The 23,632-nt window shown below is 64.7% G+C and carries 29 protein-coding genes; 26 read left to right on the top strand and 3 right to left on the bottom strand.

Annotation, left to right across the window (positions count from 1 at the left end):
- Positions 1–2: 2 nt before the first annotated feature.
- The 9 genes from ACFIMZ_RS01065 (at position 3) to ACFIMZ_RS01025 (ending at position 7,217) form a co-directional block, all read left to right on the top strand.
- On the top strand, positions 3–1,127 hold the full coding sequence (locus ACFIMZ_RS01065; protein ID WP_431821038.1) for a DegT/DnrJ/EryC1/StrS family aminotransferase: 1,125 nt from the start codon (positions 3–5) through the stop codon (positions 1,125–1,127).
- On the top strand, positions 1,124–1,846 hold the full coding sequence (locus ACFIMZ_RS01060) for a WbqC family protein (protein WP_431821037.1): 723 nt from the start codon (positions 1,124–1,126) through the stop codon (positions 1,844–1,846). The genes ACFIMZ_RS01065 and ACFIMZ_RS01060 overlap by 4 nt, the downstream gene beginning before the upstream one ends.
- Positions 1,843–2,856, top strand: a complete 1,014-nt coding sequence (locus ACFIMZ_RS01055; protein ID WP_431821036.1) for an ATP-grasp domain-containing protein — start codon at positions 1,843–1,845, stop codon at positions 2,854–2,856. The genes ACFIMZ_RS01060 and ACFIMZ_RS01055 overlap by 4 nt, the downstream gene beginning before the upstream one ends.
- On the top strand, positions 2,837–3,544 hold the full coding sequence (locus ACFIMZ_RS01050) for a metallophosphoesterase family protein (RefSeq protein WP_431821035.1): 708 nt from the start codon (positions 2,837–2,839) through the stop codon (positions 3,542–3,544). Before ACFIMZ_RS01055 ends, ACFIMZ_RS01050 begins: the two co-directional genes overlap by 20 nt.
- Positions 3,541–4,332, top strand: a complete 792-nt coding sequence (locus tag ACFIMZ_RS01045; protein ID WP_431821034.1) for a cephalosporin hydroxylase family protein — start codon at positions 3,541–3,543, stop codon at positions 4,330–4,332. The genes ACFIMZ_RS01050 and ACFIMZ_RS01045 overlap by 4 nt, the downstream gene beginning before the upstream one ends.
- A gap of 27 nt (positions 4,333–4,359) precedes the next feature.
- Positions 4,360–5,082 carry a class I SAM-dependent methyltransferase gene (locus tag ACFIMZ_RS01040; protein WP_431821033.1) on the top strand — a complete coding sequence of 241 codons (723 nt, stop codon included), beginning with the start codon at positions 4,360–4,362 and terminating at the stop codon, positions 5,080–5,082.
- A complete protein-coding gene (locus ACFIMZ_RS01035; protein WP_431821032.1) occupies positions 5,079–5,216 on the top strand; it encodes a hypothetical protein in 138 nt (45 codons plus the stop codon). Before ACFIMZ_RS01040 ends, ACFIMZ_RS01035 begins: the two co-directional genes overlap by 4 nt.
- Positions 5,209–6,060: a phytanoyl-CoA dioxygenase family protein gene (locus tag ACFIMZ_RS01030; protein ID WP_431821031.1), complete on the top strand. Its 852-nt coding sequence runs from the start codon at positions 5,209–5,211 to the stop codon at positions 6,058–6,060. Before ACFIMZ_RS01035 ends, ACFIMZ_RS01030 begins: the two co-directional genes overlap by 8 nt.
- 77 nt (positions 6,061–6,137) lie before the next feature.
- Positions 6,138–7,217: a class I SAM-dependent methyltransferase gene (locus ACFIMZ_RS01025; protein WP_431821030.1), complete on the top strand. Its 1,080-nt coding sequence runs from the start codon at positions 6,138–6,140 to the stop codon at positions 7,215–7,217.
- 209 nt (positions 7,218–7,426) lie between these two features.
- Here ACFIMZ_RS01025 and ACFIMZ_RS01020 read toward each other — a convergent pair whose 3' ends face one another.
- The 3 genes from ACFIMZ_RS01020 to ACFIMZ_RS01010 all read right to left on the bottom strand — a co-directional run bounded on the left by ACFIMZ_RS01020 (position 7,427) and on the right by ACFIMZ_RS01010 (position 11,386).
- Positions 7,427–7,735 carry a hypothetical protein gene (locus tag ACFIMZ_RS01020; protein WP_431821029.1) on the bottom strand — a complete coding sequence of 103 codons (309 nt, stop codon included), beginning with the start codon at positions 7,733–7,735 and terminating at the stop codon, positions 7,427–7,429.
- A 124-nt stretch (positions 7,736–7,859) separates the two neighbouring features.
- Complete coding sequence (locus tag ACFIMZ_RS01015; RefSeq protein WP_431821028.1) at positions 7,860–9,518, bottom strand: methyl-accepting chemotaxis protein; 1,659 nt, start codon at positions 9,516–9,518, stop codon at positions 7,860–7,862.
- 299 nt (positions 9,519–9,817) lie between these two features.
- A complete protein-coding gene (locus ACFIMZ_RS01010; RefSeq protein ID WP_431821027.1) occupies positions 9,818–11,386 on the bottom strand; it encodes a TIGR04222 domain-containing membrane protein in 1,569 nt (522 codons plus the stop codon).
- Positions 11,387–11,546: 160 nt separating this feature from the next.
- On the opposite strand from ACFIMZ_RS01010, the gene ACFIMZ_RS01005 reads away from it, so the two are divergent.
- The 17 genes from ACFIMZ_RS01005 (at position 11,547) to ACFIMZ_RS00925 (ending at position 23,629) form a co-directional block, all read left to right on the top strand.
- Positions 11,547–12,047, top strand: a complete 501-nt coding sequence (locus ACFIMZ_RS01005; RefSeq protein ID WP_431821026.1) for a DUF523 domain-containing protein — start codon at positions 11,547–11,549, stop codon at positions 12,045–12,047.
- Positions 12,048–12,453: 406 nt separating this feature from the next.
- A complete protein-coding gene (locus ACFIMZ_RS01000; protein WP_431821025.1) occupies positions 12,454–12,660 on the top strand; it encodes a tail protein X in 207 nt (68 codons plus the stop codon).
- Positions 12,661–12,675: 15 nt separating this feature from the next.
- Positions 12,676–13,020: a putative holin gene (locus ACFIMZ_RS00995; RefSeq protein ID WP_059609396.1), complete on the top strand. Its 345-nt coding sequence runs from the start codon at positions 12,676–12,678 to the stop codon at positions 13,018–13,020.
- A gap of 1 nt (position 13,021) precedes the next feature.
- A complete protein-coding gene (locus ACFIMZ_RS00990; protein ID WP_431821024.1) occupies positions 13,022–13,288 on the top strand; it encodes a phage holin family protein in 267 nt (88 codons plus the stop codon).
- Between the two features lie 3 nt (positions 13,289–13,291).
- Entirely contained in the window at positions 13,292–14,128 is an 837-nt protein-coding gene (locus tag ACFIMZ_RS00985) for an N-acetylmuramidase domain-containing protein (RefSeq protein WP_431821023.1), read from the top strand.
- Positions 14,125–14,565, top strand: coding sequence for an Rz-like lysis system protein LysB (gene lysB / locus ACFIMZ_RS00980; RefSeq protein ID WP_431821022.1), 441 nt, complete (start codon positions 14,125–14,127; stop codon positions 14,563–14,565). The genes ACFIMZ_RS00985 and lysB overlap by 4 nt, the downstream gene beginning before the upstream one ends.
- Positions 14,453–14,689, top strand: a complete 237-nt coding sequence (gene lysC, locus ACFIMZ_RS00975) for an Rz1-like lysis system protein LysC (protein WP_431821021.1) — start codon at positions 14,453–14,455, stop codon at positions 14,687–14,689. The genes lysB and lysC overlap by 113 nt, the downstream gene beginning before the upstream one ends.
- The gene (locus ACFIMZ_RS00970; protein ID WP_431821020.1) at positions 14,682–15,137 is read left to right on the top strand and encodes a phage tail protein; all 456 of its coding nucleotides are present in this window, start codon (positions 14,682–14,684) and stop codon (positions 15,135–15,137) included. Before lysC ends, ACFIMZ_RS00970 begins: the two co-directional genes overlap by 8 nt.
- The gene (locus tag ACFIMZ_RS00965; RefSeq protein ID WP_431821019.1) at positions 15,134–16,045 is read left to right on the top strand and encodes a baseplate J/gp47 family protein; all 912 of its coding nucleotides are present in this window, start codon (positions 15,134–15,136) and stop codon (positions 16,043–16,045) included. Before ACFIMZ_RS00970 ends, ACFIMZ_RS00965 begins: the two co-directional genes overlap by 4 nt.
- Complete coding sequence (locus tag ACFIMZ_RS00960) at positions 16,038–16,604, top strand: phage tail protein I (RefSeq protein ID WP_431821018.1); 567 nt, start codon at positions 16,038–16,040, stop codon at positions 16,602–16,604. Before ACFIMZ_RS00965 ends, ACFIMZ_RS00960 begins: the two co-directional genes overlap by 8 nt.
- The gene (locus tag ACFIMZ_RS00955; protein ID WP_431821017.1) at positions 16,601–17,671 is read left to right on the top strand and encodes a gp53-like domain-containing protein; all 1,071 of its coding nucleotides are present in this window, start codon (positions 16,601–16,603) and stop codon (positions 17,669–17,671) included. Before ACFIMZ_RS00960 ends, ACFIMZ_RS00955 begins: the two co-directional genes overlap by 4 nt.
- A 2-nt stretch (positions 17,672–17,673) precedes the next feature.
- The gene (locus ACFIMZ_RS00950) at positions 17,674–18,117 is read left to right on the top strand and encodes a phage tail assembly chaperone (protein ID WP_431821016.1); all 444 of its coding nucleotides are present in this window, start codon (positions 17,674–17,676) and stop codon (positions 18,115–18,117) included.
- A 608-nt stretch (positions 18,118–18,725) separates the two neighbouring features.
- Positions 18,726–19,409, top strand: a complete 684-nt coding sequence (locus tag ACFIMZ_RS00945; protein ID WP_431821015.1) for a phage baseplate assembly protein V — start codon at positions 18,726–18,728, stop codon at positions 19,407–19,409.
- Entirely contained in the window at positions 19,406–19,768 is a 363-nt protein-coding gene (locus ACFIMZ_RS00940; protein ID WP_431821014.1) for a GPW/gp25 family protein, read from the top strand. The genes ACFIMZ_RS00945 and ACFIMZ_RS00940 overlap by 4 nt, the downstream gene beginning before the upstream one ends.
- Complete coding sequence (locus tag ACFIMZ_RS00935; RefSeq protein WP_431821013.1) at positions 19,765–20,679, top strand: baseplate J/gp47 family protein; 915 nt, start codon at positions 19,765–19,767, stop codon at positions 20,677–20,679. Before ACFIMZ_RS00940 ends, ACFIMZ_RS00935 begins: the two co-directional genes overlap by 4 nt.
- Positions 20,672–21,214: a phage tail protein I gene (locus tag ACFIMZ_RS00930; protein ID WP_431821012.1), complete on the top strand. Its 543-nt coding sequence runs from the start codon at positions 20,672–20,674 to the stop codon at positions 21,212–21,214. The genes ACFIMZ_RS00935 and ACFIMZ_RS00930 overlap by 8 nt, the downstream gene beginning before the upstream one ends.
- Positions 21,215–21,220: 6 nt before the next feature.
- The gene (locus ACFIMZ_RS00925; RefSeq protein WP_431821011.1) at positions 21,221–23,629 is read left to right on the top strand and encodes a phage tail protein; all 2,409 of its coding nucleotides are present in this window, start codon (positions 21,221–21,223) and stop codon (positions 23,627–23,629) included.
- Positions 23,630–23,632 lie beyond the last annotated feature (3 nt).

Genomic DNA, 23,632 nt, shown 5'->3' with positions numbered 1-23,632 from the left:
TTGTGTCCCGTATCTACTACACCAAGCCGTCGATCACCGAACGCGAGGTCGAATACGCAACCGATGCCGCGCGCCATGGTTGGGGTGAACAGTGCTACGCGTATATCGAGCGCTTCGAAAAATTGTTCTCCGCACACATTCAGGCACCCTACGTGATTGCCACGTCCAGCTGTACGGGCGCCATGCATATGGGGCTTGCCGCTCTCGGGATCGGCGCCGGAGATGAAGTTATCCTGGCCGACACCAATTGGATCGCCACCGTCGCGCCGGTCATGCATCTGGGCGCCACGCCGGTATTCGTCGACATACTGCCCGACAGTTGGTGTCTGAATCCGTCGGAAGTCGAATCGGCCATTACGCCACGCACACGCGCCATCATCGCCACGCATCTGTATGGCAACCTGTGCGACATGGATCGGCTACTGGAGATCGGCAGTCGTCACGGCATTGCAGTGATCGAGGATGCTGCAGAAGCCATCGGCTCTCATTGGCGCGGACATCCGGCCGGTTCGCAAGGCCGTTTTGGCACCTTCTCGTTTCACGGCACCAAGACCGTCACCACCGGCGAAGGCGGGATGTTCGTCACACACGATCACGCCCTTTACGAGCGCGTACTTGCGCTGAGTAACCACGGTCGCGTGCCGGGCGGCAAGCAGTTCTGGCCTGAGTTCATCGGCTTCAAATACAAAATGTCCAACGTGCAGGCCGCCATTGGCTGCGCACAGCTGGAACGCATTGACGAGCTGATCGCCCGCAAGCGGGCCATCTTCGACGGGTATCGACACTGGCTCGGTGGAATTCCGGGCCTTAACCTCAATCCCGAACCCCCACATGGCCAGAACGGCTACTGGATGCCAAGTGTCGTATTCGATGCCGAACTCGGCATCACGCGTGAAATGCTGATGGCGCACTTTGCCGGGCGCGGTATTGATGCGCGCGTGTTCTTTTACCCATTGACCCAGACTGGCTTGTTCAATGGGCCGGCCCGCGACACCCCCAATAGTTACGCGATTGCCGAACGTGCCGTCAATCTGCCGTCGTACCACGACATGTCTGATGCAGCCATTCAAGCGGTAGCCGACGTCGTACTCGACATCGTTCGCGACCGAAAAGAGTCGGCCACATGAAGATCGTCATTTCCCAACCGATGTTCTTTCCGTGGGTCGGACTGCTCGAGCAAATCGTCCTTGCGGACAGATTCGTTCATTACGCGGATGTGCAATTTGCTCGCAGGAGCTTTACCAATCGCGTACAGATCAAAACTCAACATGGCTCGCTTTGGCTAACGGTGCCATTAGAGAAGTCTGACCGTAGCGCCAGGATCGATCAGATCCAGACTGTCCATTCTGACTGGCGTGAGCGGCATTTACGTACGCTCTCCCAAGCATATGCCAAGGCACCCTGCGTCCGGGAAATGCTGGCACTGGTCGAATCCGTCTACGCGCAGCCACAGCCTCATCTTGGCGCACTGTCGCTCGCATCGATGCAGGCGGTGTGCCGGTACTTCGATATCGCCCTGCAAGACAAACTCTACGACTCTGCTGAACTTGACGTGGGCGGCCACAAACATGATCGCATTCTTGGCCTCGTACAGCATCTGCAAGGTACGACCTACATTACCGGGCAAGGCGCCTTGAACTACCTCGCGCATGATGAATTCGAGCGGCACGGGATCGCCGTTGAATACATGGACTACGCCAAGCTGCCTTATCCGCAGTTGCATGGTGACTTCGATCCCTTTGTCAGCAGCCTCGATCTGATTGCGAACCACGGCCGCGCGGGCAAGCAGTTCCTGCGTCCGCAGACCGTCAACTGGCGCGACATGAGCTCGCGGAAAAGCACATGAGCAATGCCGTGTCGGCAGCCGACTCCGGGATTACCGTCGCCGTCACGGGTGTCGGGGCGATCATCGGGCAAGGGATCATCAATAGCCTGCGCCGCTCAGGCCGGCGTGTGCGCATCGTCGGCGTGGACCGTAGTCGCCGCTCGCCTGCCCCTTACCTGGTGGACGTGTTCGAACAAAAGCCAGATGTGGATGAGCGTAGCCCCGCGTACGTGGATTTCTGGCAGCACATCATCAAGACTCACGGCATCCAGTTAATCATGCCGGGCCTGGAAAGCGATGCCGGGTTCTTTCACCAGCACCGGCAAGTATTTCAGAGCGGGACCGCGAGTGTGGTGCTCAACAGTGCGGACCTGATCGACGCTACCGCCGACAAATGGATCTTCGGGCAGCGGCTGGCCGCTATCGGCTACCCGGCGATCCCGTCATTACAGCCCCGGGAATGGGCCGAAGCAGTGAACACCCTCGGCCCGCCCCCACTGCTGCTCAAACCCCTGCGAGGCAACGGCTCGCGCGGCATCGTTGTTCTGGAGGACGAGCGCGATTTTGCCTATTGGAAACACAAAACTCAAACCGAGTGGATGTTGCAACGCATCGTGGGACAAGCCGGCGAGGAGTACACCGTGGCCGTATTTGGTCTAGGTGAAGGACGTGTGATCGGCCCCCTGATCCTGCGGCGCAAGTTGTCAACTGCCGGTAACACACAGGAAGCCGAGGTGGTGCTCGACCACCCGGTGATTGCCCGCGCGGTCAACACGCTGGTACAGCATTTCCAGCCTGTTGGGCCAACCAATCTACAGTTCCGTATCGAGGGAGAGACCGCCTGGCTGCTGGAGATCAACCCACGGTTCTCCAGCAGCAATTCGCTGCGGACAGCATTCGGCTTTAACGAAGCGGCTATGGCGATTGATTACTATCTGTTCAATCAGACGCCCGGCACGCCGAACATTTCAACCGGTATCGGCTGGCGGTATGCCGAGGACTATGTGATCCATGATCGCGATACTGTCTGATATCCACGGCAATTTCCCGGCACTGGAGGCTGTCGTCGCCGATGCCCGCAACAGAGGTTGCCGCCAGTTTCTCTCCCTGGGAGATGTCGCGGGCTATCTGGCTCAGCCCGGAGAATGCATTGATCTGCTCACATCATTAGGTTCGCTAAATATTCTCGGCAACCACGACCGTTACATCACGTTTAACGAAGACTGCCCCCGATCCCGAGTCGTCACGCAGATCATCAACTTTCAGAAAAGCATCCTCAACCCCGATCAGGTCGAATGGCTCAAGCAATCAGTCGATCACCATCTGGACCATGGGGCGCTGTTTGTGCACGGCGGACCGGATGATGTTCGCGACCAGTATCTGTACACGGTGAGTGAAGACATCATCCCCAAAGACGTGCGCTGGCTGTTTTCTGGCCACACGCATGTTCAGTGTCTGGCCGACTTCGGCAAACGAGGCTATTGCAACCCTGGTTCAGTCGGCCAGCCGCGGGATGGTGATCCCCGGGCAGCCTACGCCATTCTGGCGGGCGATCGAGTCACGCTCGTACGCGTGCCATACGACATCGACCGCACGGCCCGGGCAATGAAGCAGGCAGGCTTCGAGCCATTCTGCTATGAGAATTTGTATATTGGCGCGCAAATCGGCGGCCGCATTGATCGTATAGAAATCATTCAGCCCAACACAGAACATTCATGACAAGCCCAACCCAACAATTCGAGAATGAAGTTCAGGCCAACATCCAGCGCCTGGCCGCCGACGATGTGTTGTCGCAGCAGACAATGAACTGGATGCTCCGTGCGGGGACGGTGGGAGCCTATACCTACAACTTCAACTGGCTGGGCCGCCCTATCATCCAATACCCGCAGGACATCCAGGCCATGCAGGAAATCATCTGGGCCACGCGTCCGGATGTGATCATCGAGACCGGTATCGCTCACGGTGGCTCGCTGATATTGAGTGCCTCGATGCTCGCGCTGCTCGACTATTGCGATGCCCAGACCAGCAAAACCGCACTCGTGCCGGGGCAGTCTGGCCGGAGGGTGATCGGCGTTGATATTGATATTCGCGCACATAACCGCGAGGCCATTGAAGCACACCCGCTCAGCCACCTGATCTCGATGGTGCAGGGATCGAGCATCGCGCCGGAAACGGTTAGCCAGGTGCGTGCGCTCTGCGGAGACGCCAGGCGTGTTCTTGTCTGCCTGGACTCCAACCACACGCATGATCATGTGTTGGCAGAACTGGACGCCTATGCACCCATGGTCACGGAAGGCAGCTATTGCGTCGTGTTCGACACCGTGGTTGAGGATATGCCGCCTGCCTTGTGTACCAACCGCCCCTGGCACCCGGGTAACAGCCCGAAAACCGCCGTGCATGAATGGCTGCCCTCCCATCCGGAGTTCGAAATCGATCTTCCGCTGGAGAAGAAGCTGCAGATCACGGTAGCCCGCGACGGCTTTCTGCGCCGCAAGCCTGCAGCCTGAAGCAATTCACGGGAACGAGTGCACAGCATGAAGAAAGATTTGAATGCGGTTTCGTCTGAATATCTTCCGAATTCCGCGACGGAGATCGAAAACAACCTGATCCTGAATTGGTATCCTCAGCGAATCATCGAGCGCTTCCACCATGCTTCGGCGTTGTTGGAGCTGGGGCTTGGTCACGGATATACGGCTCGTATTTTCTCCGGGGCTTGTGACGAGCAGGTGGTAGTGGATGGTTCTTCCATCGTCATCGAGCAGTTCAAAAAGAACCACCCTGACTTCAAGGGAAGCATCGTTGAAGGCTATTTCGAAGACTACACGCCAGATACCAAATTTGATGTCATCGTAATGGGTTTTATTCTGGAACATGTCGACGATCCAGATCTGATCCTGGAGCGCTACCGGCCATTTTTAAAGCCAAACGGGAAGGTATATGTCGCGGTCCCCAATGCCAAATCCCTCAATCGCCGGCTTGGGCTGGAGCTTGGATTGATTGACGACATATACAGTCTCAACCAGAACGATATATCCCTTGGTCATCAGCGGCAGTATTGTCGCGACACGCTCAGGGAAGCCGTCGAGCGATCCGGCTATCGCATCACCCATGAGGAAGGCATTTATCTCAAACCCCTCCCCCTGGGTGTTCTGAAAACCCTGGAAGATTTCGATGGCAATCTCCAGGCCATGCTGCGGGTTGGTGTTGATTTTCCGGATCTGTGTGTCGGATTGCTGATGGAACTGGAATGCCAATGAAATCAGCCGTCGTCCCCGGTGCAAGCTCGATACTCGGCGGCGAGATCGTGCGGCAGCTTTCCGAGGCCGGCGCCACAGTAATTGTCCGAAAAGACAACCTGATCTTAATTTGCAAGAGAAACAAGAATGGCTGAATTCATGTTGAGCGACTCCGATAAAGCAGCCTTCAACCAGAACGGCGTTGTCGTGCTCCGCGGGTTCCATGATGTCGAGCGAGACATTTTGCCGATCCAGAAAGCCATCTACGAAATTATCGGGCTGGTGATGGATCGGCATGGGCTGAGCATTCAACGTGAGCGTTTCTCGCCGTCTTGTTTCGACTCCGGATTTAGCGAACTCATCCAAATCAATCGGGATTATGGCGGTGAAGTCTACGATATCGTCAAGCAGATTCCCGCGTTCTTGCGCCTGATATCCGGTGAGCGTAGCGAGGCCCTGTTTTGTAGCATACGGGGCACGGACTTCGCAGGTATCGGCACAGCGAGCTACGGCATTCGCATCGACAATCCCGGCGAGGAGAAATTCCGCAGTCAGTGGCATCAGGAGTATCTGTTTCAGCCACAGAGCATGGATGGCATCGTGCTATGGACCCCGTTGATGCCGATTCTGCCGGAGACCGGCCCAGTCATCTATTGCCTCGGCTCGCATCAGGACGGGCTGCGCAAGTACATAAAGGACGACGCCTATGCCGGCAAAAGCGGCGCCTATAAGATTTCGATGCTGGACGAAGAAACGGTGGCAAATCAATACGAGCAGTCATCCCCGCTGACCCAACCGGGCGATGTCATCGTGATGGATTACCTGACAATTCATCAATCCGGCTTCAATCGATCAGTACGCTCGAGATGGTCCATACAGTCGCGTTTTTTCAATTTCAGAGATCCCAGCGGCATGGAAATTGGCTGGAAAGGTGCCGTTGCCGCCGGCACTGAGATAGAAACCATTTTTGCCGATTATTTTGTTCGAGGTGTTCAATGAGCTTGACTTGCAATGCATGTCATGGCGCTTTATCTTTGCCAATTTACGAATCGCCAGAAAATCATTCGATCACCACGATGAGCACCCTGGTTCAGGGTCGCACGTATGTTTATTTTTGCGATCGCTGCGGTCATTTGCAAACCAGCGAGCTCCCTAACCTGGCCGAGTATTATTCCACTGAATACGCGATCAATGACGCCAGCGAAGACGATGACCAGGTCTATAAAATCGTGGATGGCCAGCCTCTGTTTCGGGCCGATCATCAAGCCGCCGTTTTGCAATCGAAGCTGACCTTTCCGGATGGCTGTCGCGTGCTCGATTACGGTTGCGCAAAAGCTCCCACGCTGCGTAAATTGCTGGCATCGAATCCGGGCATCGAGCCTTATCTTTTCGACTTGACGGACAGGTACCAGCGGTTCTGGCAGCGGTTTCCCAAACCACCTCATACCGCGGTGGGCATCCCTGATCCCGACTGGAACGGTGCATTGGATGTGGTCTTGTCTTTCTATGCGCTGGAGCATGTCAGCGACCTCGACACTGCGATCCGCAATATCAAGCACCTGTTGAAGCCGGGCGGGATTTTTTATTTTATCGTCCCGAACGCATATCAAAATATCGCAGATTTCGTGGTGGCCGATCATATCAACCACTTTAGCGAGACATCGATTCGGGTTTCACTCGAGCGCCACGGATTTGACCATGTTTCCGTCGACGCGACGGCGCATGATGCAGCCTATGTCGTGATGGCGCGCAATGCTGGAATGGACCGGATTCCATCGGCTCCCGAGGATTCGGTCATTGCAGACTTGCGTACCCGCGCGACTGACATGTCTGCGTACTGGAAGGGTATCGCAGAAAAAATCCGGAAATTCGAAGACTCGCTTCCGGAAGATGCGCACGTTGCGATCTATGGCGCCGGCTTCTATGCTAATTTCATCGCGCTTTCATTGCGGAATGTCGCACGAGTGTCGTTCTTTATCGATCAAAATCCGCATTTGCAGGGAACAGTACTGCATGATCGACCGGTTATCGCTCCCTCGGCATTGCCGGAGAATATTTCACATGTCATGGTCGGGTTGAACCCGCGTACCGCGCAATCGAGCATCCATGCCATTGACGCGTTCGATTCACGGAAAATTAAATTCTTGTTTCTTTGAAGATCGTGATCACGGGCCACCCCTCGTAAAAAACGGGACGAAACAGCCCCCCAACCCGACATTCGGCCTTGGCGGCGGCCGATGGACCTGATCGCGGCAAGATCACCGGCTTGCGACGTGCCGATGGCCGCGCATCCCGCGCGTCGACACACGCCTCGTCAACGGCGGCGGCGTCGACGAGGCGCGCCGCGGCAACGCGGCCGTCGCCCTCAGCGGCCACCTGTGCCGGGGCGGCCGGCCGCGCCGGCGGCGGCCCCGCATTCGCCGTCGAGGCCGAGCCGCGCACGCGCGCTCGCGAGCGCGCGCTCGATCCGCTCGATCGTCGAGCGCGTCGCAGCGCTGCCCGGGCTCGCCCGCAGCACGAGCCGCAGCCACGTCAGGCGTCGCGCAAGCATCGGCATCGCCAGCGCTTGCACGACCAGTCGCTGATCCCGGTCGGCCGTGTCGAAGCGCAGGCACGCGTCGGCGAGCGTCTCCACGGTGAGATCGTCATTGGTCAGGCACGAGAAAAGGTTCATCGGGCAGGCGACCGTCCCCGTCACGGCGAACGGCATTCGAAAGAGACGCGCCGGATCGCGCGCGGCTTCGGGCGGCCTGCGCGCGCGGCCGCATCCGGCCGCATGTGCTGCGGCGCGGGCGGCGTCAGAACGTCTCCCACGTCGCGCCGTCGGGCGCCGGGACCGCCGTCGCCAGTTTCTGCGGCCTGGGTGCGGCGTGCGCGATCGCGGCGGCCGCCGGCGCGCGCGCCGGGGCACGCGCATCCGCGACGCTGAATACGGCCATCGCGTCCTTCAGGCTGTCCGCCTGATCCTCGAGCGAGCGCGCCGCGGCGGCCGCCTGCTCGACGAGCGCCGCATTCTGCTGCGTGACGTCGTCCATCTGCACGACCGCCTGATTGACCTGCTCGATGCCGCGGCTCTGCTCCTGCGACGCGGCGGCGATTTCGGCGACGATGTCGGACACCTGCTTGATCGCCAGCTTCACCTGCCCCATCGTCGCGCCGACGTCGGTTGCCTGTTTCGCGCCGTCGTGGATCATCGCGACCGACGACGCGATCAGCTCCTTGATCTCCTTCGCGGCCGCGGCCGAGCGCTGCGCGAGATTGCGCACCTCGGTCGCGACGACCGCGAAGCCCCGCCCCTGCTCGCCCGCGCGCGCCGCCTCGACGGCGGCATTGAGCGCGAGGATGTTGGTCTGGAACGCGATCGACTCGATCACGCCCGTGATGTCGGAAATCCGGCTCGAACTGGCACTGATCTCCTCGATCGTGCCGACCATGCCGAGCACCGCGTCGTTGCCGGCGTCGGCGATTCCCGACGCGCGCGTCGCCAGCGTGTTCGCCTGCTGCGCGTTGTCCGCGTTGTGCTTCACCGTTTCCGCGAGCTCGGTCATGCTCGCCGCGGTCTGCTCGAGCGACGCGGCCTGCGCTTCGGTTCGTGCCGACAGGTCGGCGTTGCCGCTCGCGATCTGGTGCGCAGCGATCGTCACCGATTCCGCATTGCGCTTGATGCCCCGCACCGTGTCGCCGAGCTGCCGGTCCATCACGGCCAGCGCGTCGAGCAAACGGCCGAATTCGTCGTGCGAATCGACGACGATCCCGTTCTCGAGCCGGCCGGCCGCAATCTCGCCGGCGACCCGCACCGCGCGATCGAGCGGCCGCGTGATCTGCCGCAGCAGGTAGGCCGATACGCCGACCGCGACCAGCACGCCGACGCCGACGAGCGCGATCGCGGCATAGAAGATCCGCGCGAACGTCGCGGCGCTGTCCTCGGCGAACGCTTTCGCCTGGACGATGTTCAGCGCGATGTTGTCGTCGATCGCGCGCCGCAGCGCGTCGGCAGTCGGCGCCAGCCGGTCGACGGCCGCGCCGGGCGCGTCGCCGCCGCTTTCCAGCATCGCGAGCGCGTCGTCCGTCCCGGCACGGAAGCCGGGCAGCACGTCCCGCATCCGCTCGGCGATCCGGCGCTCGCCGTCGCTCGTGACCGCGCCCGGGAAATAGCGGGCCCACGTTGCGTCGAGCCGCGCCAGCTCGGCGCGCACCGCCGCGACGCCCGCCCTGGTCCGTGCCGGGTCGCGGTCGAGCTGCAGCTGGCGCAATTTCAGCAGGATGCCGAGCTCGGCGGCGCGGATTTCGGACAGTTCGCTGATCGGCACCGTATTGCCGGAATACGCGTTGGCGACATTCGAATTGAGGCGGGCAAGACCGTTGATTCCGAATACGCCGATCGCCGCCATCAGGACGACGCAGGCAACGAACGCGAGAATGACCTTGAATTTGATGCTGTGCGCGAAGTACTTCATTTCAAGCCTCATCGTAAAAGTACGAATCAATGCAAAGTTGAATTTCCCCTTATGCATTCGTCGTTTACGGAGGTCTTTCGAATTTCTTTAATCCATTTATTTGCACATCACGCGAAATTATTTTTTATTATCTCAATATAATATTTCGACGCAATTTTTCGGCACGGATGAGTCGCCACTTAATTAAGTGCGAAGCAGCATTCGATCGATTTCATCGTGGTATCGCAGGGCGTCGTCGGCCGCCGCTTTTTATCTCAAATTAAAAACCCGAGCGCGGCCGGCCCGCGCTCGCGACGCGTTCAGTTGCTCGAACAGCCGCCGCAACTGCTCGAGCTGCATGAGCTCGACGAACTGCACGAGCTCGACGATCCGCACGAACTCGAACTACTGCTGTCCCCGGCATCCGAGTCGGACGAACCGCTCGACCCGCCGGTTTTCGCGGCGACGACGGGCGGCGGCGCCATCAGCGCGCTCAGATGCTCGGCCCAAATGGTGCCGGCGAGCGCACCGGCGCCGAACAAGGCGGCCGTCCACAGCAGCCCGTCCGGGGTCGCGCGGTCGCCCTGGCGTTCGTTCCGCTGCGCGTCGAGCGCCGCCTGGCCGCCGCTCGTCATGCCGCCGCGCCCGAAGCCGGGCAGCTGTCCGACCACGAAGTGGTACGCCGCCATGAATGCCGCCATGAAGATCATCAGCAGCAGCACCGGCCGGCCGCGGCTCAGGCCGATCGCGAGTTTCGCCGCTCCCACGCCGAGCACGAGCAGCAGGATCGCGCGCGCGGCCATCCGCGCCGTCCGCATTTCGCCCGGCGCCCAGAGCCAGCCTTTCCGGTGCAATGCGACCTCACAGTGACCTTCGCGCCATGCGAGACGCTGACGAAACGCGTGGTAGCTCGTCTCCCCGCCGAGCTGCTTCCTCAGCCATTCCCAGTCGGCGCCATAAGGGCCCGCGTGTTGCGGATCGCCGATCCGCACCCGCGCGCCGTTGGCCTGGTGCACCAGCTCGATCGCACCGCCATGCACGAGCGACAGCGTCGCGACCTGCGCCATCCGCGCGCCGCCGCCCGCGAGATAGGCCGCTTCCTCCGCGCTCAGGTCGGGCGACGATTCGCTGGCGCGCGTTCCCCAGGCGCGGCGTCGGTGCTCGATCCACTGCAGGCCCGCGATCAGCAGCAGCGCGGCGATGCAGAGCGGCAGGTAGAACGCGAGAAATTCCGGCCCCGCGAACGCCAGCACGTTGAAGTCGCTCGCGGACGCGCAGGTCGCCGCCACACTGATCGCCGCCGCCAGCCATGCGGGCTTCGCGAAGCGCCGCCAGCCTTGCGTGCGTGTGGCGCCCGACGGCGCGGCGTGCTCGCCGGACGGGCCGTCGCGCGGTTCGGCGCGCTGCGCCGGGACGTCGGCGGGCTCGGCCGCGGGGCGCGGCCAGATCGCCGCGGGCGGCTCGCAGCCGAACAGCCGCCGGTAGCTGTCGAGCGTCTGCCGGTATTGCTGCGCGTACTTCGCGGCCTCGTCGGGCACACCCGCGCCCGGCACGTGATGCAGCGGCGCGCGCAGCACGTCCGCGCAGAACACGTCCCAGTATTCGCGCGTGTATTGCAGGTGCAGGTGCCATGCGGCGTCGACCGCATGCGACGGCGTGACCGGATGGCCGGCCGCCTGCGCGAGGAACGCGAAGCGCTTGTATTCGTCGATCACGGCCAGCGCATGCGCGTATGGCCAGTGCTCCGCTTCGGCGAGACGGCGGCTGTACGGCAGCGGTGCATCGGGCGCGTCGGGCGCATAGGCCTGCAGGCGCGCGAGCAGCGCGCGTTGCGGTTCGGTCAGCGCATCCGCATCGGCTGCGGCGGCGGAAGTCGGGAATGGAGGCATCGGAGGTCGGCGCGATGCGCGGACGGCCGCCGCGATCGACGCTTGCTGTTGTCGTTGCGGGAGATTCTCGCATGACGGCGCGGCGCGCAGCACGCGCCGTGCGTCGGCACGCTTGCCGTAGAATTTCAGGCCCTTCCACCATCCCGCGCGAGGAGACGACATGCGGACGAAGCAGAAGATCCTGGTCAGCATGTGCGTGCTCGGCCAGCCGGTCCGCTACAACGGCTCGGCCAGGACGGCCGCGCATCAGGCGCTGGACCAATGGCAGCGCGAAGGACGTCTCGTGCCGATCTGCCCTGAGCTGTCGGGGGGATTCGGCGTGCCGCGGCCGCCGGCCGAAATCGCCGGCGGCGAATCGGGGCAGCGGGTGCTGGCGGGCGCCGCCCGCATCGTCGACGCGACCGGAGCGGACGTCACGGCGCCTTTCATCGCCGGCGCGGAGGCGGCGCTGGCGCTGGCACGCGCGCATGACTGCGGTTTCGCGCTGCTGGCCGACGGCAGCCCGTCATGCGGCAGCAGCTTCATCTACGACGGCAGCTTTGCGGGCAACAGACATGCCGGCGCGGGCGTCACTGCCGCGCTGCTCCGGCAGCATGGCATCGAGGTGTTCGCGGATACGGAGATCGACGCGCTCCTCGAGAGGCTGGCGCAGCAGGGGTGAGCGGCGCGCCAACCCCTGCCTTCGGAGTTTTACCTACGCATCGCCCTCCCTTGCCCATCAAGGCCCTGCGCCACTCGCCCGCCGCAAAACCAAGGCTGCACAAGGTCAATCAAGGCCCCGCCAGTTCATCCAAGCTGCAATCCGGCTGCACGGCACCGCGCCGCGCCATTTCCTGAAGCGTAAGACGCCCCGTTCGCCCGGGCACGCGCCGCGCTGCGTGCCCGGGCGGACGACGCACGCCGCTCGTTGAGCCCCGCCGCGCGAAGTTCGAACATGAGAACCCTCTTCACTGACTCACGGTTCGACACCTCGCCATGCCAAGCAACTCGACATCGACATTCTTCCGCGTCGCGTCGGCACCCGCGGCCCGCGACGGTCGCGCCGTCCGGCATCGAGGGGGCCGGCCATGATCGTGCGCGCGCTGCAAGGCGACACGGTCGACGCGCTGTGCTGGCGGCACTACGGCCGCACGGACGGCACCGTCGAAACCGTGCTCGAGGCCAACACCGGTCTCGCCGATCTCGGCGTCGTGCTGCCGGCCGGCATGCCCGTCTACCTGCCGCCGCTCGACACCGTGTCGAGCACGAAGCCGCTGCTGCAACTGTTTGACTGACCCTGGAACGCCGCCATGGCCGAACCGAATACCACCACCGCCGCGGTGCTGTCGACCGCGATCGGGCTCGCCGGCCTCGCGCCCGGCATCGACGGCAACGCGCTGATCGGCGCGTTCACGGGCGCGGCGCTCGTCGTCGTCACGTCGAAGGAGATCGGCGTCGCGCGACGCGCGGCCTACCTGCTGATTTCGCTCGTGATGGGCTATCTCGCCGCGCCGGAAATCGTCAGCGCCACGCCGATCCATTCGACGGGCGTCGCCGCGTTCTTCGCGGCCGCGCTCGTGATCGCCGTCACGCTGCAGCTCATCGAGCGGGTCAAGACCCTGGACCTGCTGTCGCTGTTCCGCAAAGGGGGATGACATGCACATCCCGCTCGCGCTGATCGCCCTCGCCGCGCACGTCGCCGCGCTGGTACGCGTGCTCACCTACCGGCGCAACGGCGCGCGGCACCGGCGCCATGTGTCGTGGGTCGCGTGGGCCCTCGTCGTGGTGACGGGCGGCGCATCGATCGAGCTGCTGCTGCATGCCGAAGCCGTCGGCTTCTTCGAAGCGGCCACGGCGGTCTTGCTGGCGATGTTCGTGTACGGCGCGCGCGGCAACGTCGCGCGCCTTCTGCGGAGAGAATGAATCATGAAAACCCGCCGCCTCGGCGACCAAGGCGACGACGTGGGCCTGCTGCAACGCCGCCTGATCCGCGCCGGCTATCCGGTGCAGGTGACGCACGTCTATGACGCGGCCACCGAAGCCGCCGTCATCGCGCTGCAACGGAAAACCGGCCTCGTCGACGACGGCGTCGCCGGCCCCAAGACGTACGCCGCGCTCGCCACCGGCCAGCGCGATCCGAAACACCTGGCGCTGGCCGATCTCGAACGCGCCGCGCGCACGCTCGGCACCCCGCTCGCCTGCGTGCGCGCGGTCAACGAAGTCGAATCGCGCGGCGCCGGCTTCCTGCCCGACGGCCGGCCGGTCATCCTGTTCGAGCGTCATGTCTTCTGGAAGCGGCTGCAGGCGCGCGGCATCGATCCGGCGCCGTTCGCGGCGAAGCAGCCGGACATCGTGTCGCAAACGCGCGGCGGCTACCGCGGCGGCACCGCCGAATACACGCGCCTCGCCGCGGCCGAAGTGATCGACGCCCGCGCGGCGTGGGAGTCCGCGAGCTGGGGCGCGTTCCAGGTGATGGGCTATCACTGGCAACGCCTCGGCTATGCGGGCATCGACGACTTCGTCGCGCGGATGGAAAGCGGCGAGGCGGAACACCTCGACGCGTTCGTGCGGTTCGTCGCCGCGGACGCGAGGCTGCTCGCCGCGCTGCGCGCCCGGGACTGGGCCGCGTTCGCGCGCGGCTACAACGGGCCCGATTACGCGGCGAACCTCTACGACGTCAAGCTCGCGCGCGCGTACGACCGGTATGCGTCGCAGCCTGTTGCGCCGGCCGGAGCCGCCGACGCTGCCGACGCCGCGGCATGAGCGAGCTCGCCGCGAAATTCGCCGCGGGGGTGCTCGTGCTTGCCGCCTGCGCGGCCGCCGCGCTGTACGTGCGCGAGCTGCATGCCGATCTGGCCGCCGCCCGGCAGCAACTCGCCGACGCGCGGCAGGGCCTGGCCGACCGGGACGGCACGATCCAGCGCCTGCAGCAGGACGCCGCCGACCGCGCCACGCAGCAAGCGCGGCTCGACCGCACGCAGAACGCGATCGCGTCGAAGCTCGACGCCGTTCGACTTGAAAACCGGAGATTGATCGATGAAAACGCCGCGCTTCGCGCCTGGGCTGACACTCGTTTGCCTGACGACGTTGTCCGCCTGCAAGCCAGTCCCGCTCTCGCCGGCGCCGACGATTACGTCGGCCCCCTGCCAGACGGTGAGCCCGTGCACGCTGCCGGCGCTCGCGCCGCGCACCAACGGTGACCTCGATGCGGCGCTCACCACCGTCAAGGCGGCGTGGGCGACGTGCGCGGCCAAGGTCGACATGATCGCGACGTGCCAGGCGAAGACGCAGCCGGCCGATAACGTGGAGCATCCGCATGAATAAGCCCGACAGCCTGCGCCGCGCGCTCGTCGCCGCGGTTCCCGCGCTCGGGACCGACCCGGGCAAGCTGGCCGTGCTCGTCGAGCAAGGGTCGCTCGCCGCGACCGGCACGCTGACGCCGTCGTTCGAATACCGGTACGTGGCCCGCGTGCTCGCGCCGAATTTCGCCGGCGACGCGGACCCCGTGTTCGTCGCGCTGGTCGAATGGGTGCGCGCGAACCAGCCGGACCTCGTGACGAACCCCGCCGTGCGCGCGGACGGCATCACCTTCGAGATGATCGCCCGCGACCAGGCCGCGGCCGACCTGTCGATCAAGCTCGCGCTGACGGAAAGCGTCGTCGTGACGACCGGGCCGGACGGCAAGCATGTGATCACGCATGTCGACGACGCGCAGGTCGATGCGCGCAACACGCTGACGTGGGTCGCGGTGCCGCAGGGAGGTGCCGCATGACGGCCTCCGCGCTCATCGATCTGTCGAGCCTGCCCGCCCCCGACGCGCTCGAGGCGCTCGATTTCGAAACGCTGCATGCACGCCGGAAGGCCGCGCTGATCGCGCTCTGGCCCGCCGACGAGCAGCCCGAAATCGCGGCGACGGTCGCGCTCGAATCCGAGCCGCTCGCACGCTTGCTGCAGGAGAACTGCTATCGCGAGCTCGTGCTGCGCCAGCGCATCAACGACACCGTGCGGGCCGTGATGCTCGCGTTCGCGAAGGGCAGCGACCTCGACCAGCGCGCGGCGCTGTTCGGGATCGAACGGCTCGTCGTCTCCCCCGCTGACATCCCCAACAACATCCCGGCCGTCTACGAGGACGACGAAGCGCTGCGCCGCCGCATCCAGCTCGCGCCACAGGGCTTCAGCGTGGCCGGCCCGGCTGCCGCGTACGAATCGAAGGCGCTTGCCGTCGACGGCCGCCTGCTCGATGCGAAGGCCACGCGCCCGCGGCCGGGCGACGTGCTCGTCACGCTGCTGTCGCGCGACGGCGACGGCACGGCCGACGATGCGCTCTGTCGCGCGGTCGAGTCCGCGCTGTCGGCCGAGGATCAACGGCCGCTGAACGACACCGTGCTCGCGCGCCCGGCCGAGATCGTCCGCTACCGCATTCGCGCGAAAGGCTATACGCGCTCGCCGGTCGGCGCCGACGTGCTGATCGCCCAGGCGACGAAGAACGCCCGCGCGTATGCCGACAAGGTGCGCCGCCTCGGCGTCGGCGTCGCGGAATCGGCGATCAAGGGCGTCTGCCAGGCCGCCGGCCTGTCGAAGACCGAGCTGATCGAGCCGGCCGGCGACCTCGCGATCGGCCCGACGCAGGCGTCGTACTGCGTCGACGTCGTCATCGAATACGGCGGCATCTATGAGTGAACTTCTGCCGCCGAACGCGACGCCGCTCGAGCGGCGCGCCGCGCGCGCGCTGGCCGCCGCCGAGGACCTGGCGATTCCGGTTCGCGATTACTGGAACCCGGATCGCTGCCAGGCGGACCTGTTGCCGTATCTCGCCGCCGAAGTGTCGGTCGACGGGTGGGAGCTCGCCGAGTCCGACGATGCGCGCCGCGCGCTCGTCCGGGGTGCGATCCAGCTGCATCAGAGGCGTGGCACGCCGTGGGCGGTGCGTGAAGTGATCCGCCGGCTCGGCTTCGGCGAGGTGACGATCGTCGAGGGCCGGCGCGTGCGCCGGCGCGACGGGTCGGCGACCTATAACGGCGACTACGTGCACGGCCGTGAATCGGCGTGGGCGGAATACATCGTCAAGCTGTCGCGGCCGATCACGCGCGACCAGGCGGACAACCTGAAGGCAGTGCTGGAGCGCTATGCGCCGCGACGCTCGATGCTGGTGTCGCTGGACTACCGCGAGGCACCGATTCGCTACAACGGCTTCGCGCATCGCGACGGCCAGTACAACAGAGGGAGTATCAAGTCATGACTGACCTGGTTGAAAGCTCGACCTGGACACCCGGCATCCGCCAGTTCGAAACGTCCGATCCGGTCGAGGGCGGGCCGGACGGGATCGACAACGTGCCGTTGCGGCAGCTGGCGAATCGGACGCGGTTTTTGAAGGACAGGCAGGACGCGCACGAGGGGGCCGTCGATCCGTATCCGCAATACGCGACGAAGGCGGATCTCGCGCAGAAGGTGGCGGCGCTCGTCGATCAGTCGCCGGAGGCGCTCAATACGCTCAGGGAGCTGGCGAATGCGCTCGGCAACGATCCGAGCTTCGCGACGACGATGACGAATGCGCTCGCGCAGAAGGCGCCGATTGAGTCGCCGGTATTCAAAGGGACGCCGAGGGCGCCGACGCCGGCGCAGTTCGACAGCAGCGACAAGGTGGCCCCGACGGCATTTGTGCAGCAGTCGCTCGGCAACATGCGTGGCAGCTACGTCACGAGGACCAGCGGGACATTGGGCGCGGCACAGGCGGGTATGCAGGTGTACGTCCTGGCACCCGGCACGACCCAGACGATCAACTTCGCGGAACTGAAAGACGGTGTGCGAATGACCGTCTATGCCAACTACACCGCTGCAGGGCAGACGACGCTGGCGATCAACGGCTCGGCGAAGTTTGTCGCCGTGACAAGGATGATGGAGTCGACTGTCACCCTGAATCCCGGTGACGCGATTTCGTTCGTCGTCGACGCGGACAACATCAACATCGAGGTGACGACGGCGAACCTGCGGTATTCGGCTGCGTTTGGTGCGAGCCTCTTGCCTATCGGTTATCAGAAGCTGCCGAGCGGGTTGATTGTTCAGTGGGGCACGTTATCCGTAGGCTACACGACAACCGGCATATTTCTGTTCACGCCTTTCACGTGGCCTATTGCATTCCCCAATGCCTGCCTGCAGGCGGCTGGGGCAATTGCCGGGGGAAATGTATACGGTTCGTACATGAATTGGTCACTTGAGAGCAAATCCAAGACTGGTGCCGAATTCATTTACGTCAACGGAGTCGGTTCTTCAACGGCGACTCTGTCTTACATCGCGATTGGGTATTAGAAATGGGCCAAAAACAAGCAGCGTGCGACGCAAAGGGCATCATCGTTGCCTTCTACGATACCATCGACAGTCCCGCCCCGCCGGGCACGAAGGTCGTCGACATTTCGGACGACGAGTGGCGGACATTGATCGACGGTCAGTCACGTGGCAAGCGCGCAGCACTCGATGCGAATATGCGCCCCGCGCTGATCGATCCGCCTGCGCTCACACGTGACGATGTCGCAGCATCCATGCGCACGCAGCGCGATCTGGCAATGAGCAAGACCGACTGGCTCGTATCGCGCCACCAGGACGAGAAGCTGATCGGTAACGGCACGACGCTTTCGGCCGCGCAGTTCTCGACGCTCATCAAATACCGTCAGGCGCTGCGCGATCTCAGCGATGCGGACGGCTGGCCGTATATCGCTCTTCCGCCGACACCGGACTTCGTGACCGGGATTGCCTGATCACCCTTCCCCATCGGCCAACCCGGCGTCGACGGCACGCCGCAGGATGACCGCCACGGCGTACGCGCCATCGAAATCAACGATGGCGCCCGCCGAATCCGCATCACCTGGCCGATCGTCGTCAGCACCCTCTGCACGGCCGACGACGACGCCACCGCACTCCCGTCCCACACACTGGCCCTGCTGACCAACGTCGGCGCAGCAAGACTTCGCTCGCGAGCTTGATGCACCTCGCCATCACCTGCCGCTTCGCGCCGATGCGCCAGGGCGGAAACGCCACGTTCCGCGCACGCCTCGCCCATGCAATGACCCTGGCCAGTCGCGCGCATCCTCCAGAACGCCGGATCCGCGCGCTCCGGTGTCTTGCCCCACGCAACGATTCCACGAAACGCCTGCCCGGCCGCGATCATGGCATCGGCCGGCGTGCGTGTTCCAGTTCCCTAAACGCAGAGAAGAAGCGCGCAACCCGCCCCGCCCCCATCACCACGCCAATCGATTCGCGCTCCTCGACAATCATCGCCGCGCCCCGCCTCACGCCCGTTCCGTCCTCACCGCCACGACACACGCGATCGCTCGCCCCGCAAGCCCCCGCCCGGCACCATGACCACATGGACGCTAACGAAATTCAACGGCAGGCACGCAACGCGGTGCGCAAGGGCACGATCCTCGCGGTCGACCATGCGGCCGCGTTGTGCCGCGTCTCGGTCGGCACTCCCGACGAAGACGGCGGCGGACTGCAGACCAACTGGATTCCGTGGATCGCCTGCACCGCGGGCACCACGCGCGACTGGCTGCCGCCGACCCCGGGCGAGCAGGTCGTGCTGCTCTGCCCGATGGGCGATCCGGCCCAGGGCGTCGCGCTGCGCGGCCTCTATTCCGACGCCGCCCCGGCGCCGGCGTCGAGCCCCGACACGCACACGCGCGTCTACCCCGACGGCGCGAGCGTCGCGTACGACCACGCCACGCATGCGCTCAAGGCCGAGCTGCCCGCCGGCGCGACCGTGCTCGTCGTAGCACCAGGATCGGTCACCGTGCAGACAAAAGCCGCGACCGTGCAGGCCGAGACCATCACGCTCGACGCGCAGCAGACCACCTGCACCGGCGCGATGACGGTCAAGGGGCCGCTCGCGTTCGAGTCCGGCATGACCGGCAAGGGCGGCGCAGGCGGCGCCACGATGCAGATCGACGGCGCGGCCAGCTTCACCCGCGAAGTGACCTCGCAAGGCATCAGCCTCCCGCATCACACGCATCGCGAACAGGGCGATGGACAACTGGTGAGCCAACCGCAATGAAGGGCATGAACGCGAACACCGGCCGCTCGATTTCGGGCCTCGGCCACTTCTACCAGTCGATCGGCAAGATCGTGACGACGCCGCTCGCGTCGTGCGTGAAACGCCGCACGTTCGGCTCCGAGCTGCCCGACCTGATCGACGCGCCCGCCAACGGCGCCATGCGCACGCGCCTGTACGCAGCCGTCGCGACGGCGCTGATGCGCTGGGAGCCACGCCTCACGCTGACCCGCGTCGTGCTCGCCGCGGACGACTCGAACGCCGCAGCCGGCGCGATCTATCTCGACATCGAAGGCTGGACGAGCGAGAGCGGCACGGCCGTAACGACGCGCGTGCCGGTCGCGCACGGGAGCCCGGCATGAGCGCGACCCCGATCGATCTCTCGCAGCTGCCGTCGCCCGACGTCGTCGAAACGCTCGACTACGAAACGCTGCTGGCCGAGCGCAAGGCGCGGCTCGTGTCGCTGTATCCGGCGACGGAACAGGCCGAAATCGCCGCCACGCTCGCGCTCGAATCGGAGCCGATGGTGAAGCTGCTGCAGGAGAACGCGTACCGCGAGCTCGTGCTGCGCCAGCGCGTGAACGACGCAGCGCGCGCGGTCATGCTCGCGTACGCGATCGGCGAGGACCTCGACCATCTCGCGGCGCTGTTCGGCATCCAGCGCCTGACGATCACGCACGCCGACCCGGAACACAACATTGCGGCAGTCATGGAAAGCGACATCGACTTGCGCGCCCGCACGCAGCTCGCGCCGCAAAGCTTCTCCGTCGCCGGCCCTGAAGGCGCGTATGTCTCGCATGCGCGCAACGCGGACGGCCGCGTGCTCGACGCTTCGGCAGTCAGCCCCGCGCCGTGCGAAGTGCTCGTCACCGTGCTCGCGCGCGACGGCGACGGCACGGCGGACCAGAAACTGGTCGACGCCGTGACGGCCGCGCTGCAGGCCGACGACGTGCGGCCGCTCACCGACAAGGTGACGGTGCGCGCCGCGGACATCCTGCGCTACGCGATTCGCGCGCGGCTGGTGTTCTTTGCCGGACCGGATCGCGCCGTGGCACTCGCGCAAGCCAACAAGGCGATGAAGAAATACGCGGACGACATGCACCGGCTCGGGATGGAAGTCACGCTGGACGGCATTTACGCGGCCGCTCGCGCGGCAGGCGTGCAGAAGGTGATCCTCGAAAGCCCGCTCGCCGGCATTCCGGCGACGAAGCAACAGGCGCCGTACTGCACCGGGATCGAGCTGATCGACGCCGGGGTGTACAGCAATGAATGACATCCTGCCGCCGAATGCGACCCGGCTCGAGCGCAACCTCGCCGCCGTGAACGCGCGCATCGACGATGTGCCGACGCCGCTCGCGACGCTGATGAACCCGGACGCCGTCCGCTTCGACCTGCTGCCGTGGCTCGCGTGGCATCTCGGCGTCGACGCGTGGAAGGACTACTGGCCCGAGCACGTGAAGCGCGCCCGCGTCAGGCAGGCGATTCCGATCGCGCGCCGCAAGGGCACCGCCGCGGCCGTGCGCGAAGTCGTCGCGACCTTCGGCGGCAACCTCGTGCTGCGCGAATGGTTCGAGCAGACCCCGCCGGGCAAGCCCGGCACGTTCGACATCGTGCTGACGGTAAGCGGCCAGGAGGGCGAGCCGCCGACCGCCGAATACGTCGCCGACATCGTCGCGGAAATCGACCGGACCAAGCCGGTACGCGCGCACTACACGTTCACGCAGGGCTTCGCGATGCGAGGCCGGCAACGGGTCGGCGCCGCCGCGCGCGTGGCGGTCTACCGCCGCCTGAACCTCACGGACTACTGATCGCATATGGCTACCCAGATCCTCATCACCGACGCCGGCCGCGCAGCGCTCGTCGCACCCGGCAATGGCGGCACCAGCGCCCACCAGGTCGTGGCAATCGGTCTTGCGAATGCACCCTTCGTCGCCGACAAGGGGCTCACGAAGCTGCCGAACGAGCTGAAGCGCATCACGACGTTCGGCGGCGCCAACATCGCGCCGGACACGGTTCACGCGACGCTGAAGGACGACACGGCGGACCAGTACTCGCTGTACGGGTTCGGCCTCTATCTCGAGAACGGCGTGCTGCTGGCCACCTACGGCCAGGCGACGCCGATCATGGAGAAGTCGCCGGCCGCGCTGCTGCTGCTGTCGACCGACCTGCAGTTCGCGTCGATCGACGCGACGCAGCTCGTGTTCGGCGACGCGTCGTTCCTCAACCCGCCGGCGACGACCGAGCGGCAAGGGGTGGTCGAGCTGGCGACGCAGGCGGAAGTGGACGGCGGCGCCGACGACACGCGCGCGGTCACGCCGAAGACCGCCGCGACGCGGTACGCGGCATTGACCGGCGCGAAGTTCACGGGTCCTGTCGTCACCGAATTCGACGCCGGCCCGGAAACCGCGCACGTCACCATTCGTCCGCCGTCCGGAAAGAACGGCCGGGAAAGTCGCGTGCGCTTGTTTGGCACGTTCAGCGGCGACGTCGCCGATACCGGGACGCGCCTGGTCGCGACGATGCGGGCGGGCTTCGACAATGGGGCGTGGGGGCGCGAGTACGTCGACGTCTGGGTCAACAAGGCCAGTGGTAACGACGCCATCACCGATGCGAATCAGGCGCGCGCCGTGCGCATCACCTGCGGCGGTCGCGTGCTGGTCGGCGACACGATGGATGACGGCGCGGCTGGGCTCCAGGTAAGCGGTGGCGGCAGATTCACCGGTTCGCTGGACGCGGGCGGATTCGATGCGGGGGGCGCTCAGATTCGCCTTCGAGGGACGCAGGACGCCATGCTCCGCAATGACGGGACCGACCTCTACCTGCTCCTGTCGAACGCGACGGGAAGGGACGCCGCATGGAACGCCGCCCGCCCCCTCACGGTACATCTTGGGACTGGTTTCGTGACGCTCGATGCTTCGGGCTCCGGGGCAGCGTTCGGCGGTAACGTAGCCGTCAACGGTACGTCCGTTTCCGTAAATCGTGACGGCGACGAGGGACGACTTCTGGTCGGCAAGAATGACGGCTACTTCTATGCGAACCCCAACGGCGCAGGATGGTGGTCGCCTACGAAGGGGGCGTGGAGCTACGACTTTGCCCAACGGAACCTCCTCGTTGCGACCTATCCCGTGTGGCACACGGGCAACCTACCGAGACCGGCGCAGACGACTGGCGCAACCTTCACCGGGGATGTATGGGTCAGTAGGGGCGCAAGCAATTCCTATTTCATCCTAAACGGCAACGCTGAAACCTACCGCGCCATGAACTGGTTGACGGCCGGAGTCTCGCGATGGGAAATGGGCGTGGACAACGGCGGTGAGTCAGGCGGCAACGCGGGATCGAACTGGTATCTGTCCCGGCGCGGCGATGACGGTGCGTGGATCGATAACCCGCTCTGGATTTCCCGTCAAAGCGGGGTCGTGAACTTCGCGAAGCGGCCCGCGTTCGCTGGCGCGACCCCTTGGGATAGCGCCAACCTCAATCCAGCGCAGTTTGTGGCCGACGCCATGCTGACCGCGCAGATCGGTCAGATCGTCTTCGAACCTCGCACAACGGTGCGAGCTGGTTTCTTGAAGGCGAACGGAGCGCTTCTGAAGCGCGCCGACTATCCCGCGCTTTGGGCCTATGCGCAAGCCAGTGGCGCGCTCTCCACCGAAGCGGACTGGGCCGCCGGCTGGTTTGGCACCTTCTCGATCGGCGATGGCGCGACGACCTTTCGAATTCCCGAGCTGCGCGGCGACTTCATTCGCTGCTGGGATGACGGGCGCGGGGTGGATTCGAATCGCGGCCTCGGCCAATGGCAAGGCTTCGTCAACGCGTGGCACAACCACGGCGCGAGTGCAGCCGAAAGCGGCGACCACAACCACTCGGCGTGGACCGACGCGCAGGGCTGGCACGGACACCACGGATGGACGGGTGGCGTGGGCGATCACCAGCACGTCTCGCCGTGGGGCGAAAACCCGAGCTACCGCCCGCCGTGGGGAACATGGGGAGCCCCCAACAACGTCGGCTCCTCGAGCACCGATAACGACAACGTGTGGGGGCTGACGAGTCCGGCCGGCAACCACAACCACGAATTCAACACGGAAGGCGCCGGCAGCCACGGTCACAACGTCGGCATCGGCGGCGCCGGCACGCACAGCCATGCCATCACCGTCAACGCCGACGGCGGCAACGAAGCGCGGCCGCGCAACATCGCGCTGCTCGCCATGATCCGCGCCTATTAACCT

The organism is Burkholderia sp. F1, from assembly GCF_050813845.1.
Taxonomy (GTDB): domain Bacteria; phylum Pseudomonadota; class Gammaproteobacteria; order Burkholderiales; family Burkholderiaceae; genus Burkholderia; species Burkholderia ubonensis.
Note: the sequence above shows the minus strand (reverse complement) of the source record. Positions and strands in the feature narration are given on the sequence as shown.